This is a genomic window from Streptomyces sp. NPDC055025 (genome assembly GCF_053608565.1).
In genome coordinates, this window is the sequence record NZ_JBSGVS010000022.1 from 1 (window position 1) to 17,515 (window position 17,515).

The window sequence follows — 17,515 nt, forward strand, 5'->3', positions numbered from 1 at the left end:
TCCCTACCAAGGGGGCCGCGCGCCGTCCCCCCATAACGGGTCAACCGCCCCACGCCCACTTCTTCGTCCGCGCCACCCGTGGCGGTGCCCGGCGTCCTCCTCGACGCTCTGGGACAGAAGAGCTGACCGAGCCGCAGTACGGTGGAGCCGTGCAGGCGGCACACCTGCGCGAACGACTCCAGCACACGGCCGTCCTCGCGGCGTCACCCGCCGCCCGTCCCCCGGAGCCGCCGACGTGACCGACCTCTCCGCCGCGCACGACGCCGCCGTCACCGACCGGCGCCGCCTCGCCGGGAGCGCCTACGGCAGCGACCGGGACCTGGCCGCGCGCCAGCGGCTCTACCAGTGGCAGACACCGCGCCACGACCTGCCCGGCATCGTCGCCGGGCAGCTGAGCGGTGTGCGCGGGCGTGTGGTCGATGTCGGCTGCGGCAATGGCACGTTCATCCGGCGGATCCGCCAGGACCGGCCCGATCTGACCCTGCTGGGCCTGGACATCGCATCTGGCATCCTCGCCGGTGTCCCCGGTCCGGTCGCCGTGGCGGACGCCACCCGACTGCCGCTGGCCACGGGGAGCGTCGACGCCGCCCTGGCGCTGCACATGCTCTACCACGTCCCCGACATCCCCCGGGCGGTCAAGGAACTGTCCCGGGTGGTGGCCCGTGACGGGCTGGTGATCGCGTCCACCAACAGAGACGGTGACAAGGCCGAACTCAACGATCTGTGGCAACGGGCCGCAGGCGATGTCCTCGGTATCGAACGCGGACCCGCACGCATCGCGCTCGGCGCCCGCTTCACCTTGGAGAAGGCCCCCTCCCTCCTCGGGGAGGAGTTCGGCCGCGTGGAGACGATCGAACTGCCCGGCACCGTCGCGGTCCGCGACCCCGAGCCGGTCATCGCGCACATGGCCTCCTACCGGGCATGGGCGGACCAGCACGACGTGCCCTTCGACGCGACCATCGACCGGGCCCACGCCCTCCTCGACGACCACATCGCCCGGCACGGGACGTTCGAGATCACCAGCAAGGGCGGCATCCTGATCTGCCGTCACTGAGGAGGCGCAGCCGCTGTCGACGTCGGCGTGGACCGGCCCCCCATACCCCTGTTGCTGCTCCATGCCCAGTGGCCGCCCCCGGAGCCGTCGCGGACGTTGTCGTAGTCGGTGCGGCGATTGCGGTGCCCGTGCATGCTGTCGGCGCTACCGTGGAGTGAGTGTGTCCGAGAGCCGGGGGTGCACGGTCGAAACCTGGTCGATCACCCGGGAGCAGCGCGAGGATCTCTATCGCATTCTGCTGGACGCCTACGGTTCCAGGGATGCACTCGACCGCCTGCTGTGGCTCAAGCTCAATCGCAACCTCAATTCGATAGCGGCGGAGATCGAGAACCATCAGCACACCGTGTTCGCGGTGCTGAAGGCGGCCGAACAGCAGGGCTGGCTCGCCCAGTTGATTACCGCCGCGGTTGAGGACCGCCCGGAGCGGCAGGAATTGACGAGATGGGCGGAGACGAACCTCGCCGCTGCCGAAGGACCGCTGGGGAACCTCACCAGCCCGGCCATGACATTCGACCTGGGTGAGCTGTGCGGGATCGTCAGCGAGGCCGTGGACAGTCCCGTGAACATGGCATTCGGGTCGGTGGACATCTATACCGACGCCGCGGTGCTCTTCGCCGGTGGGCAAGGAGCCCCCCAAAACATCTTGATGCGCGTCCAAAGCAAACTGCTGTCGGGGGAGGAAAGGGAGCAGTTCGCCAAGGAGGTGGAACGGGCCCGTACGGCCACGGCTCATGCCCGCGTGGCCGAGCTGCTGACCTCAGGGCTCACCGCGGTCGGCCAGGCCTACCTCGTGCAGTCCGTCGGGCCCGCCAGCACCCGGCCGAAGCTTCCGCTCCCGGTGGCCAGCGTGATCGGCATCGGTGCGAAGCTCGCGGACGTCCTCACCGTCGCACACAACCGTGGCGCGACATATGGGCGTATCAATCCCTCTCACCTGCTGCTGGCCGGGGAAGACGAGCCGATGCTCGCCTTCCCCCAACTGCCGATGTTCGCCCGGCCCGATGCCGTCTCCACCACGCCGCACGAGGACGTGGTCAGTCTGTGCGAAACGCTGCTGTTCATGCTCGGCGACGTGCCTCCCGGCGGCGGCGAGCCCGACAGCGTCATCGCGGACCTCATGGAGACAAGACTGCGGCAGCTGTGTGAGGCCGCCGCGCAGGGCAGGCTGATTGCCGCGGCACTGCGCGACCAGCTCGAAACTCTGAAACGGGACTCGACTCCCGCCCGGGCCGGATCCCGTGTACTGGCCAGGGTGCCCGGCACCGACATTCACCGCCTCGGCGAGGGGGACGTCATTTTCGTCCGAGGTGATTTGTTCGAGGAAGAAGCGGACATCGTCGTCGGGTTCAGTGACACCTTCGACACCGCGACGACCGACAGTCTCGTCATCAGCAGCTCCAGTCTCCAAGGGCAGCTTATCCAGCGTATCTACAGAGGAGACGTCGCCGTTCTGGACGCGGATCTCGACAATGCGCTGGCCTCGGTGGCTGTCACGGCTGTGGAAAAGCGGGACGCCAAGCCTCGGGGTAAGCTGCACCGATATCCGATCGGCACCGTGGCCGTGCTGGAACGCGACGGGCGACGGATATTCGCCGTGGCCTTCAGCCGTATGGACAACAACCTGACGGCCGGCTCGACAGCGGAATCCCTGAAGCACAGCCTGAGCAACCTCTGGCAGGAGATCAGCCGCAGGGGCAGTGAGAGAACGGTGGCCATGCCCGTGATCGGTTCCGGATTGTCGAGGCTGGAGTTGAGCCGCGAGGAACTCGTCAGGATGACCCTGGCGTCATACAGAGAGCACGCGCGGAGTCGCCCCATCTGCCGGGAGCTGCGAATCGTCCTGCACCCCTCGGATACCGCACCGTTCGCACTGCTGGGAATGGAGTGAGCGCCGACTTCGGTGAGATGAGCACGTCCTTCGGAGACACCGAGAGCACCGGTTTGCCCAGAAGCTCCGCGTAGGCGACCTCCTGGATCACTCCACGGGCACCGGCAGCGTGGCCACTCGCCAGGACGACGACGGCCGCGCACCTCTCGATGTGAGGGAAAATCATGTCCTGCCACGCCGGGCAGTGCAGCTCCGGCCCGGAGATCCACGTGTCCAGCTCGATCTCCCTCAGACGGGACACCAGAGCCATCGCGGAAGCGCGGTCACGACGACTGTGACTGATGAAGATGAGCCCAGGGGGCGCCGCGGCGCCGAGTACCACGCTCATCACCATCCCAAAACTTGGGTCACACCCCCGATACTACCGCCACGGGCCTCGCTGCCGAGTCCCGTCGTATACGGTCATACGGCTTCGGACGACAAAAGGACGACGGCGTGGCTATGAACGGCCGGATTGCCCACCAGTTCAGCGAAGCGCTGCTCGACGCGTACCTGCCCGAGCAACTCGACCAGCTGCTCTACTACCGCCTGGACAAGCAGCGCCACCGGATAACGATGAAGACCAGCTATGACGCTGTCGTGTTCGATCTGATCCGAACGGCCGACTCCGAAGGCTGGTTCGACCGGCTGGTTGTCGCTGCTCGCCAGTCGCGTCCAGGACACGTCGGTCTCTTCCGGTTTGCCCAGGACCAGCGACTCGCCGTAGACACGGGCGGCCTGGAAAGCATCCTCAACACGAGGGCCCCCGAGGTCCATCCCGCTCAATTCCGTGGGGCCCTCGGTGTGATCGAGGGGCAAGTGTGCCGGGTTGAGTCCGGTACGACAGGCAGTCCACAGCCTCTGGGCACCGGCTTCCTCATAGGTCCCGACCTCTGCATGACCAGCTACCACGTGGTGGAGGGCTTGTTCACCGGCGCGATGCGGCCAACGGATATTCAGGTGCGGTTCGATTTCAAGCTCGGCCATCCGCACGGAGTGAGGGACCCCGCAGCGGGTGAAGCCCCCTTTCCCGGCACCGTTTTCCGGCTTGCCGAAGAGTGGTCCGTGGCATCCGCGCCATACAGCGCCTTCGATCAGCAGGCAGAGTCCCCCCATCGACTGCCGGCCGCGGACGAACTGGACTTTGCCGTAATGCGGTTGGCCGAGTCACCGGGAGACCGGCCCATGGGGGAACGAGCCGAACCGGGCGCCGCCGGCAGAGGCTGGGTGAAGGGTCCGGGCCGGACATCCCTGGCAGACGGTGACGACATCCTGGTCATGCAGCACCTCATGGGTGGACCGATGCGACTGACCTTCGGAAAGGTGCTGGAGACCAACGCCAACGGCACAAGGATCCGGCACACAGCCGACACCGACATAGGGTCTTCCGGATCCCCCTGCTTCACACTGGCACTCGAGCTCGTGGCCATCCACCAAGCAGGCGACCCCCATCGCGACACCTGGCACATCCCTGCCTACAACCGGGCGGTGCCGGCCGGGCCCGTCTTCAGCACTTTTTCACGGGGGACACCCGCACCACCCTCTTGAGCGGCAGCGCTTCCACCTCACCGCTGTCCGACCGTCGGATGGACAAGGCGCCATCGGCCCGGGAACGAAGCACGGTCCCGCACAGCGTCGACTCATCCGTCGACGTCACCTTCACCAAGGGGCCCGGCTGCCGCGCCTCGGGCAGCAGCCAGGTGAGCAACGCTCCGGCCGCCAGAGCGGCGAGGGCGGCAGCGGCGGCGACAACAGCGGCACGCAGCCGTCTCGCCGTCAGCGCGGGAAGCGCCCGAAAGGTCACGTACCAGGTGAGCAGTTCCACGTCCGATGTGACCTTGCGGCCGCGTGGCCATCCATATGCCGCCCGATGAGCCTGCACCACGGCGAAGCCGCCCGCGGCTACGGCCAGAGCCACCAGGGAAGCGACCGCCAGCTTCCCGCTGTCTGTGAGCTGGCCGATCCGGTCCGGTGCGAGCCCCAGCCCCAGCAGGCCGAGCAACCCCAGCAGTACACACAGTCCGGCTGTCCACTTCTCGGCTGCCGCACGAAGCGTCACCAACTGATCCACTTGCGTGACGCGCCATGCCTCGGCGGCCTCGGCCAGATAAGGGTCATCAGCGGGCCTCAGGACGACGGCGCCGCTCTGATCCGTCTCCGTGGTCGCGGTCCAGGTGCGTCCGCATCCGTAGGGCGGTTCCGAGGCCTGTCCCTGGTGGTCCTTGCCGCAGGCGCACGACAACGCGACCGTAAGGCCGGCGTCGCTCAGCGCGCCGACGTTCTCCAAAGAAGTGTTCGCCAACTGCACCACCGACGCCGATGAATGCCGGCATGCCGGGCAGGGGCCGGAAATCCGCAGCGTCGAACCAAGCGCCCGCCCACGCCACACGGCCAGTTGGGTGTTTGACACAGGAATCCACTCCGCGGAGTGGACAAGCTGGTTCATCGCGCCCTCCCGTCCAGGACGACGGGAGGTACGGCTCCGTCGTACGTTTCCAACGCCGTTACCGGGCACAGACCCCATCATGTCCTGCCTCGAACCGCCAGGTGGGCGTATGAGGAAGGCGGCAGGCCGGGGTCGGGCCCGATGGTTATGAGGGCGGTGGGGTGGAGGTGGTGGTGCGGGTGTAGTGGTCGGCGATCTCGTCGGTGGTGGTGAGCCATACGCCGGGGTGGCCGGCGATGTATTCCAGTGCCTGGTCCAGGTATTTGTGGCGGAAGGGCTGGTTGATGACGAACGGGTGCAGGACCAGGGACATCACACGGCCGCTGGTGGCCGCGTCGGCGTGGAGTTGGTCCAGTTGGTCCTTGACGATCTGGACGAAGTCGGGACCGCTGAGACTCTTGCCGACGAAGAGGGTGATGTCGTTGACCTCGATGGAGTACGGCACGCTCAGCATGCCGGGGACGTTCAGGCGGTACGGCTGGTCGTCGTTGGCCCAGTCCAGTACGTAGGTCAGGCCCAGTTCGGCGAGCAGTTCCGGGGTCCGGAAGGTCTCGGTGAGGGCCGGTCCCAGCCAGCCGCGGGGGCGGCGGCCCGTGGCGCTCTCGATGGTGCCGATCACCTCGGTCAGATACGCGCGTTCCTCGTCCGGGGCCATGTCGGCCTGGAAGACGGAGTTGTTCTTGCCGTGGGCGGCCCATACCCAGTCCCGGTCCCGGCCCGCCGTGATGATCTGCGGGTAGCGCTCGGCGACATCGGAGTTGAGCATCACACTCGCGCGGATCCGGTGCCGGTCGAGGCTCTCGATCAGCCGCCAGATGCCCACTCGGGGGCCGTAGTCGCGCCAGCCGTAGTTCAGCGGGTCCGGCGCCAGCCCCGCTGTGCCGGGGAAGATGCTCGTCGAGGGGCGGTCGATGCGGTAGTGCTCGACGTTCAACGCCAGGTAGAAGGCGATACGGGCCCCGCCCGGCCAGCGGATCGGCTCCCGTTCGACGATCGGCTGGTAGTCGAAGAGCCGGTAGTCGAAAGGCTGGTCGTCGAAGAGCTGGTTGTCGAAGAGCCGGTTGTCCATCGGAACTCACCTCATGCCTCATGCCCGCTGTGTGCGTGCTGCGCGGATTCACTCGATGCGTATCCTCAAACCCTCACATTGATGAGAAGGTCAACACGAAACTACGTGAGGGGGCGGACACATGCGCATCGGAGAGCTGTCGGAACGCACCGGCACCCCGCGCCGGTTACTCCGTTACTACGAGGAGCAGGGGCTGATCGCCGCCCGCCGCTCCCCGAACGGCTACCGCGAGTACGACGACCGCTTCGTGGACCGGGTCACACAGATCAGAGGGTTGCTCGACGCCGGACTGCCCACGCGGATCATCAAGCAGATCCTGCCCTGCCTCGACAAGCCCCGGACCATCTACTTCCCCGACGCGACACCCGAGATGATCGCCACGCTGAGGCACGAGCGCGACCGGATGACCGACCGCATCCGGTGTCTGACACGTAACCGCGACGCCATCGACGGATATCTCGACGCGGTGCTCGACTACAACCGCACCGAGGCAGACGTCCATGGCGGTACCGGGGGCGGCGGTACCGAGGGCGGCGGTATCGCGAGCGGCAGCGAGGGGGGATCCGAGGCGGAAGCGGTACCTGGGGCGGGATCAGGAGTGGAGGCGACGACGGCCCGGCGCCCGGCGCACCGTGATGCCACCCGCCCGCGGACGGACGGCTCAGACGGTTTGTGACGCGGTTGTTGAAGCTCGTACAGCATCTCGTCGCACAATCCGTCCGTCTGTCCGGCTAGGATGCGCCAACCCGCGGCAGGGGGCATTTTCCGCACAGTCGCCGCGGGACCGCGCAGGTCGCATCATCGGGGGGATCTCTCTATGTTCGTGCTGTCCATATTGCTCATCATCACGGCCATCGTGCTGGCCGTACTCGCCCGCAGCCGCTCGGGCGGCTGGAAGCTCGGCGCCGTGCTCGCGGGAGTGGCGGGGCTGGCCTTCGCGGTCATCAGCTGCGTGTATGTCGTGAGCGCCTACGAGGTCGGCGTCCCGGTCCTCTTCGGGAAGACCGGCACCCCGCTCAAGTCCGGGATGCATCTGAAGACGCCCTTCACCGACGTGACGACGTTCTCCACCCGTCCGGTGGATCTCAACCTCAACGACAAGGACGTGGTCGAGGTCCGTTCCTCGCAGGGCGGCGTGCTGTACGCGGACGTCACGGTCAAGTGGGCGGTCACGCCCGAGAACGCCGTGGAGCTCTACCAGCTCGCGGGCAGCCAGGACGCGATCCAGGAGCGGCTGGTGCTGCCGGACAGCCGCGAGATCATCCGCGATGTCTTCGCCAAGCACAAGAGCGAGGAAGGTTATGTCTCCGGCCGGCAGGCCATCGCCTCGGAGATCGAGACAACGATCAAGGAGCGGCTGAAGCCGCGTGGTATCAACGTCACCAATGTCAATCTGCGCAATGTGCGGCCGTCCGAGCAGCTCCAGACCCAGATAGACAAGAAGCTCCAGCAGGAGCAGGCCACCGAGCGCGCGGTCGAGGCGGCGCGTACGGCGAAGGCCGAGGCGGAGCGCCGGCGTATCGAGGCCGAGGGCGTGGCCAAGGCCAACGCGATCCTGGAACGGTCGCTCACCGACCGGGTTCTGCGGAACCAGTGCATCGAGGCCTTCAGGGAAGCCGCGAAGGCGAATCCGGTGTACGCGGTGCCGTGCGGTTCGGGCTCGAACGGTACGCCGGTGATCGTGGACGGCACCGGGAACTGACGCCCACGGCGACAGACAGGCAGACAGACAGACAGACAAGCGAAGGATCGTACGGCGAACGCCATCTCGCGCTCCGCGGGGTGGCGTTCGCGCGTCGGCGCCCGCGAGCCGGCGCCCGCGGGTCGGTGCCTATTGAGCCCCGCGGGTTTGCGGACCGTTGGGTGTCGGTTGTCAGTGGGCGCTGGCACGATGGAGGACATGAAGATCTACAACTGGCGGCCCTTCCTTGAGCGGTGGAGTGCGGACTGGGAGGACTCGGCCGGGACGGGGGCGCGATGGCTGGGTTCCGCGGCTGTGGCGGAGGAGCGGATCGAGGAGTTGGAGGAGCGGCTGGGGGTGGCGCTGCCATTGACCTACCGGTCGTTCCTGGCGGTCACCGACGGCTGGCGGGCGGCCGGTACGGACATCGGGGCGCTGGGGTCGGCGGAGGGGCTTCGCTGGTACGGGGAGCGGGACGCGGATTCCGACGGGGAGGCGGGGGCGCGGCTCGAACTGGCCGTCACGTCGGACGCCGAGGTCCTGCTCGACCCCCGTGAGGTGAACGCCGACGAGGAGTGGGCGGCGTATCTGTATCGGGACCGGTCCGACGAGAGGCCGGAGCGGTACGAGTCGTTCCTGGAGCTGATGCAGGCGCTGTTCCGGGAGTTCCACCGCAACCACGCCCACTCCCCCGACTTCGTGAACGCCACGACGCGCGAACTCGACGCCGACGTCGAGGAGGCACGCGCCGGCAGTCTGCGCGGGGACGACATCGACGGCCGGCTCGAAAGGCTCGTCGAGGCGGACAGGTGCGGCCGCGGCCGGGCCCGTGGGCTGCGCGTCCAGATCGAGGCGATGCTGGGCGGCGGGCCGCTGTACGTGGAGGAGTTGGCGCCGCTGGCCGGGCTGGAGGAGATGGATTCCGGGGAGGTCGCGGAGCGTACGTTCCGTTACGAGCCCTCCGGGGCCTTCGGCAAGGCGGTCGCGACGGCGCGGGAGTACGCGCGGTGGGGCGACACGGACGCCGCGTGGGACACGATCGCGGACGCCGTGGCCGACTGGGAGCCTCGCGGTGGCGAGCACATAGCGCCCGTCGGACTGCTCGCCGATCCCTTTCTCGGACCGGTGATCACACCTGAGCGCGGCCGGTACATCCTTGAAACGCCCCGGGGTGAGGGGCGGGAGGAGGGCCTGGTGGAGAGCGGGGAACCGGATGAGCCGGCCCTCGACGGACTGGCCTGGCTCGCCGACGACGGGCAGGAGCGGGGCTCCTACCGGTTCCTTCTCGTGGAGGACGTCTCGCCGGAGGATCTGGCCGTACGGATCGCACGGGAGCCGGGCCGGCCGGTGACGCTGTCGGCGCCCGCCGACGAGCGGGAGGCGGGGGGAGCGGCCCGTGTCGGATGGTGCGGAGGCGACAGCGGGTGGAGCTTCGCCTTCGTGAGCGACGGCATCGGTCCGGAGGGGCCGGAGGGCGCGGAACACCCCGGGAGTCCGGGGAGTTGGGAGGGCCCGGGGAGTTGGGAGGACGCGGAGCCCTTCCGGGCCGGGCTGTCCGACACCGCGCTTGAGCTGGGTGAGATCGCCTCCCTGGGCACGGCGTCCGTCATGGTGTGGGTCGAGAGGGGCAGCGGGCCGCAGGAGATGCCGGGCACATTCCACTTCTCGTACGCCGAGGACGGAGAGCGCCTGTACGGATTCACGGTGCACGGCGGGGACATCGACGAGTGGGGAACCCTTCCCGACACCCTCGACCCGGAGGATCTCTTCCCCGGCTCCGAGGATCTCGCGCTGGATCCCGATGACGAGTACGAGGCACTGGACGCCATCGCGGAGGAGTACGAGGTGTCCCTGCCGCAGTTCGCGCTGACGCAGGGGCGGTTGCACACTGTGGAGACCAGGCCCTGGATCTCCGGGGCGTGATTCCGCCGCTTGATCCGGAGCTTGACGCGGGGCGTGATGCGGGGCGTGATGCGGGGCTTGATTCCGGCTCGTGACCGCGGGACACCGGCCGCGCATCGGGCTCTCCGGTCCCATCCTTGCGGACCGGAGAGCCCGTACGCCCCACCCCGCCCCGCGCTGTGCTTCAGCGGACTAGCCGACTAGCCGACTAGCGAATCAGGGCTCGCACCATGCGGCAGGTGGTGTCGGACGGCGGGTGGATCCCGATCCGGGCAGCCGTGCCGCGGATCCTGCGGTTGGTCGCGTTCGCCGGGTGGTACACGCCCGAGTCGAGCAGGGCGATGGCGAGGCGCATGGCCTTGAGCCGGCGGTTATGGGTCTCGTACCACTCGCGCGGCTGGCCCGCGGGCAGTGGTTTACGGACGATGGTGGGCGCGGTGGGCTGAGTCTCGAAGAGTTTCGTCGTGATTGTGGCAACGGCCATCGGCGACCTCCCGGCGCGGTGGTTGGACCCTCACGAACTACCCCCATTTTACTGCCCCCCACTGACAATCGCCCCTGGCCAGAGGGCATTTGACGGTATCTGGAACGGGTGTCTCGCGTGTGCCCGTCGGTACGCCTGGGACACGGAGCACAGGCAGGGAACACAGGCACCGGGCAGCCGGCGCGGGGGCCGGAGGCAGGGACAGTGGCAGGGACAGCGGCAGGGAGGAAGGGAACGGTATGGCCGGACCGTACGGCGGGGTGCTCAAGGGCATCGCCTCCAATCCCGCCGCGCCGAGCGGCGTGCTGCTGCGTCTGCTCGCGCCCGAGGCGGAGGTCTTCTGGTACTGGCTCACGGAGCGACGGGAGCTTCCCCCGCCGGTGGCCGACGCCATCGTGTGCCATCCCGACGCAGGGCTCCGCGCCGACTTCGCGCGCGCCGGCCACGCCGCTCCCGCCCGACTCGCACGGCTCGTCGACGACCCGTCGGCCGAGGTACGGCTCGCCTTGGCGAAAGGGCGGCAGCGTTTCCGCGAGGAGGCCGTGCCGCTGCCCGACAGCACGTACGAGCGCCTGCTCGCCGATCCCGAGCCCGCCGTACGTACCGCGCTCATCGGGTCCCCACTGCCCGCGCCACTACGGGCGCGGCTCGCGAGCGACCCCGATCCGGCGGCACGGATCGCGGCCTGCCTGGTCTGGGAGCGGCTGAAGGAACCGGTGCGGGCGGCTCTGCTGCGAGACCCCGATCCGGACATACGGCAGGAGGCCGCGCTCAACGAGTGTGTACGGGACGCCGCGCTCACCGCCCGGCTGCTGACCGGCTTGACCGATCCGGCGGCTTCGACCGGCTCGACCGATCCGGACGACGACGAGACGAACGATGACGGGGACCGCGACCGAGCGGCCCGACGAGGGCTGCTCGATCGTGGGACGGCCCAGCTCATCGCCCTCCACAGGGACGTGACCGTACGGCGGTGGGCGGCCGAGAATCCGTCGCTGCCCGCCGATCTCGTGGCCCGGCTGGCCACCGATCCGGACCCGGGCGTACGGCTGTACGTCTCGGCGCGGCCCGAGTTGACCGAGACGGAGCGTGCGGCGATCGACTACACGGTCGATGCCTCCGCCCGTCTTCCCGTCCTGGAGTGGGTCCTGCGGGCGCACGAGAACGCGGATGTCGACATCCTGCGCCGCTGCGCCGCGTCCGCGCATCCATGGCTGCGCCGCAGCGCCGCCACGAGTTCGCTGCTGCCCCTCGACACGGTGGAACAACTGGCGCACGACGAGGACTTCGCCGTACGGCTCCTCCTGTGCGAATTCCACCCCGAGCCGCCCCCGGAGCTTCTGCTCCGTGTCTACGCCGAGTGGGACGGCCTCACGCGCGCGGACCTGCTCGACCATCCGCGTTTCCCGAGGAAGGGGCTGGCCGCGCGCTTCGCGGAGGACCCGGATCCGGCTCTGCGGTATCTGGCCCTGCGCGATCCGGACGCGCCGTCCGCGCTGGTCGACCGATTGACCCGGGACCCCGACCGGGAGGTGGCACGGGCCGCCGCGGGGCATCCGCGACTCCCTCCGGAGCGGATCCGGGACCTGCTGGCGGACGTGCTCCTGGTCGCGTACGCCGCCGCCAATCCGGCACTGCCCGTCGGCCATATGCACCGACTGCTGGACGAGGCGGGGATCCCGGCGGCGGCAGCGGCAGCCGGCGCGCGAGCCACCACCGCGTAGCCACGGGCGTCTCCGCGTGGCGGCACTCGACACACTGTGCCGGGCACCGCCGCCTGGGTGAACACCGTTCGCTGTGGCGGAAGTTACCGATGGGGCGGTTGAGCGGAACGGCCGGGCCGTCCGTACGTAACGGCACACGGAACCAGCCGGCCCGCCCCCACGCGGCCGGGGACAGGAGCCCCCACACGTGTCCCGTAAGAAGACCTTCAGCCCCAGGAAGAAACTGGCCCTGCTCGCCGCCTCGGTGGCGCTGGTGGGCGGTACGGCGGTGGTGATGACCGGCACCGGCCAGGCGTCGGTGGTCTGCGACGGGCTGGCGACGGCCCTGGGCAACAACGAGAACTTCATCGCCGGGCAGCGGGCCGAGCCGGACGCCCAGTCGGAGGCACGGATCGCCAACCGCGTCGCCGTCATCGAGCAGATCAAGGTCCAGCAGACGGCTTCCGGATGCGAGGCCGGCGAGGGAAGCGGTGGTGGGGACGCCCAGGCCGGAGGTGCTCCGGCCAAAGGTGCCCCGGCGGGAGGCGGTCAGGCGGAAGGCGGTGCGCGGCCGCCGGCCGCGGAACAGCCCCCGGCGGAGGAACCGCCTGCCGCTGAACCCCCTACCGGCCCCGGTGATGGTGACGTTGTCGGCGAGGGCGAGGGCGAGGGCGACGGCGAAGTCGTCTGCGCGGGCTCCACCGTCACCCTCTCCGGCGAGGCGGGCGCCCCGGCCGCGTCCAGCAATCAGTTCCCCGTCGGCACGACGCTCCGCGTGACCAATCTCGACAACGACAAGTCCACGACGGTACGGGTCGCCTCACCCTCCGGGAGCTGCGCCCTGCTGAACGACGCCGCGTTCGAGCAGGTCCGCGAACCGGGCAAGTTCCTGATCCGCAACGCCCTGATCGAACGCGTCCGAAGCGCCGGCCAGACCGGCTAGGCCGACTGGACCCGGCCCTCTCCCGCCCCGCCCGGACCGGCGTACGTCCACCGGACCGGACGGACGCCGGACCGGACCGACGCCGGACCGGACGCCCGCCGGACCCGGCGGACGGCCGGACCCGGCGGTCCGGGATCAGGCCTTCGCGCGCGCCAGCTGGGCCTCCGCCTCCGTCAGGATCTCGGTCAGCCGCAGCCCGAACCGTACGTCGCAGGCGTGCGGCTGCCCCGTACGGACCGACTCCAGCAGTGCGTCGGTCGCCGCGCGGAACGAGTCGACCGGGTCGCCCCACTCCGTGGGCAGCACCGCCGTACCGTGCTCGCCGCGTGCCTCGACGCCCGAGCCCGATCCCGCCTCCGGCGCGCTCAGGGTCAGCGCCACCGTGCTGGCCGCACCGGACGCGTGCCGGAGCACCAGATGGGTGAGGTCGGGCTCGCTCCGTACGGCCGTCACCCCGGTGACATCGCCGAGCAGCGGGATCAGGGCCGACAGCGCGTGCGGGCCGACGTCCCAGAGTCCGCCCTTCTCACGGCGCCAGGGGGACGCGGCGAACGGACTGTCCGCGCCCGTGCCGTACAGGGCACCGAGCCAGTACGCGTGGGCGGTGAACCAGCCGCCCTTCGCGGCCTGCTCGTCGATCCAGCCCGCGGTCCCGGGGGCGAAGCGCAGGGTGCAGAAGACGACGGACGAGACGCCCGCGGCCGCCGCCGCGTCCGCGACCTCGCGCGCCCCGGCCACGGTCGTCGCGACCGGCTTGTCCATCAGCAGATGGAGTCCGGCGGCGGCTGCCCGCGCCGCCAGCGGAGCCTGGATGTCCGGCGGCAGGGCGAAGGCGATGGCGTCGCTCTCGGCGAAGAGGGCGTCGAGACCCTCCTCGCCGGAGTGCGCGGTGGTGTCATGGGCGGCGGCGAGGGCTGCGGCGGCCTCGGGGCGCCGCCCCCAGACACCGCTGAATTCGATTCCGGGATGGGCGGCGAGGGCAGGGGCGTGCGTACGCTCCGCCCAGGGGCCGGCGCCGAGGAGTCCGATACGTGGCTTGCTCATGCCGCTCAGTGTGCCCTTTGCCCATGCGGCGCAGGAGGCGCGGGGGACGGTAAATCGGTGGACGGTAAATCGGTGGGCCCCCGCCCCACGACCGGTGTTACGTTGCACGGGCCGGCCGCGGGCCTCCGGTGCGACTTCCGGGACTTGCCTCGTAAAGCAGTGATTTCGCTGATCGCGCCTCCATGCCCCGGCCGGCACCGCCGATTCCCCAGGCACACCGCCGCTTCCGCGGGCACACCGCCGATCGCGCGGGCACCGGGGCTCCGGCACGCATGGGGGACGCGGCGGACGCAGGGGACACGGGGGACACACCATGGCGGAGACATTCTCCGATCTGATCGCGGCCGAGGACGTACTGCTCTTCGTCAACGCGGCCGTCACGGCGACCGGGCAGCGCGAGTTCCACTCGGGCGCGCACGCGCAGCGGCTCTCGCTCGCCTTTCTGCATGAGTACGTACGGGTCAACTACCGCCCGGTGTACGCCGCTTCGCTCGCGCTCGACATCAACGACCACAACGCGGTCCTGATCATCGAGGCGCTGCTGCGCACACCGCGCGAGGCGAGTCCCGAGGAGAAGCGCGTGGAGGGGCGGCTGATCGCCAGGCGGCTGGCCATGCTGCCGCCACAGCGTGTCTACCGGCTCTTCCGCGGGCTGCGGGCCGCCGGGGTCGGCAACCGCCGGACCCGCGCCATCCTGCGCGAATGGCTGGCCACCCGGCCGGATCTGGGGCACGACGCGGTGAAGTACCGCAACGGTCTCAAGTCCGCCGCGCGCCACTTCCATCTCCCCCTCTCCTCCGGAACGGCCGCCTCCGCGACGACCGCCTCCCGGACCACCGGCTCCCGGACGGCCGCCTCGGGGACGGCCGAGCTCGGGGACTTCCTCTTCGAGCCCGGCCGCCGCAAGCGGTACGAGCACGGACTGCTGGACGCCTACCGCCGCGCCCATTTCGAGCAGGGCGCGCTCTACGAGCTGCCGTTCACCGTCGCCGAGGGATTCGCCGTCAAGCACGGCATCCCGCGCGGCGCGTTCCTGGAGCGGATGGAGCCCCGGATGACCCGGCTGGAGCGGCTCCGTACGCAGCGCTCGGTCCTGGCGGGGAGCGACGTCGGCACCAACGCCGGCAGCGCCCCCGAGGCCCGGACCGATCTGACCGTCATGCCGCTGACCCGGCTCGCGCTGTACGTCCTGTCCCTGGCCATGGACGAGCGGATGCGGCGCCGGGCGGAGCTGACCCGTGCCCTCCGTACGGCCGCGCGCCGTGCGGCCGGTCCGTACACCGGGACCTGGGGACGGGTCGCCGCCGTGCTCGACGACAGCTACTCCTCGTCCGGATCGGGCGAGAAGCGCCGCCGCCCGCTCGCCACCGCCCTGTCCTGCCACTTCCTGCTGGACGCGCTGGCGGCCCCCGGCTCGTACACCCCGCTGTGGACCTCGGGGTGCGTGGACCCGCTGCTGGTGCGCCCGTACGGACCGACACCGCTCGGCACCCGGATCATCGACGCGCTCGACCACGCGCCCGACCGGCTCGTCATCGTCTCGGACGGCTGGGACAACGCGCCGCCCGGACTGGCGGGCGAGGTGCTGCGGGTGTGGCGTACCCGGCTCGACCGGGAGGGAAGGACGAGCGTGGTTCATCTCAACCCCGTATACGACGCGGACGGCTTCGACGTACGCAGGCTGGCACCGAGCGTACCGACGGCGGGGATACGGGACGCCGAGGATCTGCCGGCGCTGGTGGAGATCGCGCAGTTCGCGGAGGGCCGTACGAGCCTGGCCGAGCTACGGGCGTATCTGGACCGTCGGGTGCGGCGCTTCGTGGACGACGACCCGTTCTGCCGTTTCCCCGGCGGAGACATCGTTCCGAGCGCGGGCGGGAGCACAAGCGGCAGCAGCGGTAGCGGTGGGAGCACTCACGACGAGATCCCCTCGGAGGGGCGATGACCCGGCTCGATCTCAGCGGTCTGATCACGCGCCCCGCCCAGGTCTGGGGCGGTATCCGTCTCGTACCGCTGGTGCGCGCGGAGCCGCTGCCCGGTCTGCGGCTGCACCGCCGGATCTACGAGGGTCACGGCGAGGTCCAGGTGGGCCCGGACACCCGCTATGTCTCGTACATCCCGCACGGTTTCGTCGCCGACTGGTCGGGCGACGGCGGCCAGGAGGCCGCGTACGGCACTCAGCTCGGCGACGGGAACGGGCCCGCCGACGACCGTCCCGACGCCGTGCCCGTACGCCGCCATCACCGGATGGTGAAGCGCGCGAAGGCGGGAAAGGGCGGCAAGGGCCTGTCCCGTACGGCCGCCGCCACGCGCTGCCGCTTCCTGCCGCTGCATCTCGCCCTGGAGGGTTTTCTGTCGCTGCACTTCGGCGGACCGTCCATCGCGTGGGACGAGTGGTCCCAGCGGGCGATACGGCAGGGGCTCTCGCCGCGCGCCGAGGCCGCCTATCTCGGCCTCGGTGTCCGGGGGCTCGCCGACGCTCTCCGGATCTTCGAGATCCATCCCGGACAGTGCGGGGTGATGGTCTACACGGCGGACTCGCTCGCCGCCGCCTTTGTCGTACCGCACCCCGACGACTACCGCGCCCTGCACCCGAGCCTGGTGGAGGACCTGTACGGGGAACTGGTCCATCAGTACGCGTTCTTCGGCGCCCCGGTGGCCGAGTTCGAGGCGAGGATCCGCGACGGCCGCCATCTGGAGACGCTCGCCGATCTGCGGGCCGCGGCGCGGGCGCAGGAACGCGCGTGGAGCGAGATGCACGAAGCGGTGCTCGCCCGTCAACTTCTCTCCACGTCATACTCTTTCGAGCGCGTGTACAGAATGGGTTCGTACGAGTTGCACCGTTTCCTCCCGCCGTTCGACCGGAGCGGGCAGGAGCAGCACATCGGGGAACTCATCAACGACCACAAGGGGCGGACGGCGTATCTCAAGACGTTCCGGCTCTCCGACGCCCAGATCAGACGCGGCCATCTGCTGACCCGGCTCGCCGCCCACGACTGGCATCTCGGGCGTACGGCCGAGGCGTTGGGGGCGACATACGAGGAGCTGGTGCGCCGGATCCGCGCCGCGGGATTCGAGTCGCTGCTCAACACGCACGTGGTCGCCCGCCGGTCGGCGGCGGGCGTGTCCGGCGGACCGGGCCTGTCCGGCGTGCCGGGCGCGCCGGGCGTGTCGAAATGAGCCACCGGGGCACTTCCCCAGGCGACACCGCCGAAACAAAAGAAACCTGAGTAACACGTGGTTCACGGACGGGCAACAGGCGGGAAATCACAGATTGCGAAGCTTCGGGTCAAAACTGCTGCACCGACAAGGATGAGGCCCC

At 69.8% G+C, this 17,515-nt stretch carries 15 protein-coding genes and 1 pseudogene; 10 read left to right on the plus strand and 6 right to left on the minus strand.

Features of this window, described 5'->3' with window-relative positions:
- The coding region (locus ACWGDX_RS15665) for a hypothetical protein (RefSeq protein WP_453625878.1) at positions 1-185 on the minus strand (185 nt) is incomplete at its 3' end.
- Positions 186-235: 50 nt separating this feature from the next.
- Here ACWGDX_RS15665 and ACWGDX_RS15670 point away from each other — a divergent pair.
- Both ACWGDX_RS15670 and ACWGDX_RS15675 read left to right on the plus strand, forming a co-directional pair.
- Positions 236-1,054 carry a class I SAM-dependent methyltransferase gene (locus tag ACWGDX_RS15670; RefSeq protein ID WP_453625880.1) on the plus strand — a complete coding sequence of 273 codons (819 nt, stop codon included), beginning with the start codon at positions 236-238 and terminating at the stop codon, positions 1,052-1,054.
- Between the two features lie 160 nt (positions 1,055-1,214).
- Positions 1,215-2,942, plus strand: coding sequence for a macro domain-containing protein (locus ACWGDX_RS15675; protein WP_453625882.1), 1,728 nt, complete (start codon positions 1,215-1,217; stop codon positions 2,940-2,942).
- Here ACWGDX_RS15675 and ACWGDX_RS15680 read toward each other — a convergent pair.
- Complete coding sequence (locus ACWGDX_RS15680) at positions 2,824-3,276, minus strand: toll/interleukin-1 receptor domain-containing protein (RefSeq protein ID WP_453625884.1); 453 nt, start codon at positions 3,274-3,276, stop codon at positions 2,824-2,826. The two genes, ACWGDX_RS15675 and ACWGDX_RS15680, sit on opposite strands and share 119 nt — an antisense overlap.
- Before the next feature lie 107 nt (positions 3,277-3,383).
- Here ACWGDX_RS15680 and ACWGDX_RS15685 point away from each other — a divergent pair, with 107 nt between their 5' ends.
- Positions 3,384-4,469, plus strand: a complete 1,086-nt coding sequence (locus ACWGDX_RS15685; protein WP_453626042.1) for an effector-associated domain EAD1-containing protein — start codon at positions 3,384-3,386, stop codon at positions 4,467-4,469.
- Here ACWGDX_RS15685 and ACWGDX_RS15690 read toward each other — a convergent pair.
- Together ACWGDX_RS15690 and ACWGDX_RS15695 are read right to left on the minus strand one after the other, a co-directional pair.
- Entirely contained in the window at positions 4,429-5,223 is a 795-nt protein-coding gene (locus ACWGDX_RS15690) for a hypothetical protein (protein WP_453625886.1), read from the minus strand. The genes ACWGDX_RS15685 and ACWGDX_RS15690 overlap by 41 nt on opposite strands.
- 289 nt (positions 5,224-5,512) lie before the next feature.
- Entirely contained in the window at positions 5,513-6,436 is a 924-nt protein-coding gene (locus ACWGDX_RS15695) for a polysaccharide deacetylase family protein (RefSeq protein ID WP_453625888.1), read from the minus strand.
- Positions 6,437-6,557: 121 nt separating this feature from the next.
- Here ACWGDX_RS15695 and ACWGDX_RS15700 point away from each other — a divergent pair.
- The 3 genes and pseudogenes from ACWGDX_RS15700 to ACWGDX_RS15710 all read left to right on the plus strand — a co-directional run.
- Positions 6,558-6,911, plus strand: a pseudogene (locus tag ACWGDX_RS15700) (MerR family transcriptional regulator); the annotation flags it as partial.
- A gap of 342 nt (positions 6,912-7,253) precedes the next feature.
- On the plus strand, positions 7,254-8,138 hold the full coding sequence (locus ACWGDX_RS15705; RefSeq protein WP_453625890.1) for a prohibitin family protein: 885 nt from the start codon (positions 7,254-7,256) through the stop codon (positions 8,136-8,138).
- A 198-nt stretch (positions 8,139-8,336) separates the two neighbouring features.
- A complete protein-coding gene (locus tag ACWGDX_RS15710) occupies positions 8,337-10,040 on the plus strand; it encodes an SMI1/KNR4 family protein (protein WP_453625892.1) in 1,704 nt (567 codons plus the stop codon).
- 187 nt (positions 10,041-10,227) lie between these two features.
- On the opposite strand, the gene ACWGDX_RS15715 is transcribed toward ACWGDX_RS15710, so the two are convergent.
- The gene (locus ACWGDX_RS15715; protein ID WP_363081079.1) at positions 10,228-10,503 is read right to left on the minus strand and encodes a hypothetical protein; all 276 of its coding nucleotides are present in this window, start codon (positions 10,501-10,503) and stop codon (positions 10,228-10,230) included.
- Positions 10,504-10,742: 239 nt separating this feature from the next.
- Between ACWGDX_RS15715 and ACWGDX_RS15720 the strand changes: the two genes are divergently transcribed.
- Together ACWGDX_RS15720 and ACWGDX_RS15725 are read left to right on the plus strand one after the other, a co-directional pair.
- A complete protein-coding gene (locus ACWGDX_RS15720; protein ID WP_453625894.1) occupies positions 10,743-12,227 on the plus strand; it encodes a hypothetical protein in 1,485 nt (494 codons plus the stop codon).
- Positions 12,228-12,414: 187 nt separating this feature from the next.
- Complete coding sequence (locus tag ACWGDX_RS15725) at positions 12,415-13,149, plus strand: hypothetical protein (RefSeq protein ID WP_453625896.1); 735 nt, start codon at positions 12,415-12,417, stop codon at positions 13,147-13,149.
- A 135-nt stretch (positions 13,150-13,284) separates the two neighbouring features.
- Here ACWGDX_RS15725 and ACWGDX_RS15730 read toward each other — a convergent pair whose 3' ends face one another.
- Positions 13,285-14,193 (minus strand): Gfo/Idh/MocA family protein, encoded by a 909-nt coding sequence (locus ACWGDX_RS15730; RefSeq protein WP_453625898.1) that lies wholly within the window; start codon positions 14,191-14,193, stop codon positions 13,285-13,287.
- 313 nt (positions 14,194-14,506) lie between these two features.
- On the opposite strand from ACWGDX_RS15730, the gene ACWGDX_RS15735 reads away from it, so the two are divergent.
- Together ACWGDX_RS15735 and ACWGDX_RS15740 are read left to right on the plus strand one after the other, a co-directional pair.
- The gene (locus ACWGDX_RS15735) at positions 14,507-16,138 is read left to right on the plus strand and encodes a hypothetical protein (RefSeq protein ID WP_453625900.1); all 1,632 of its coding nucleotides are present in this window, start codon (positions 14,507-14,509) and stop codon (positions 16,136-16,138) included.
- Positions 16,135-17,373 carry an ARPP-2 domain-containing protein gene (locus ACWGDX_RS15740; RefSeq protein WP_453625902.1) on the plus strand — a complete coding sequence of 413 codons (1,239 nt, stop codon included), beginning with the start codon at positions 16,135-16,137 and terminating at the stop codon, positions 17,371-17,373. The genes ACWGDX_RS15735 and ACWGDX_RS15740 overlap by 4 nt, the downstream gene beginning before the upstream one ends.
- Positions 17,374-17,515: the final 142 nt, after the last annotated feature.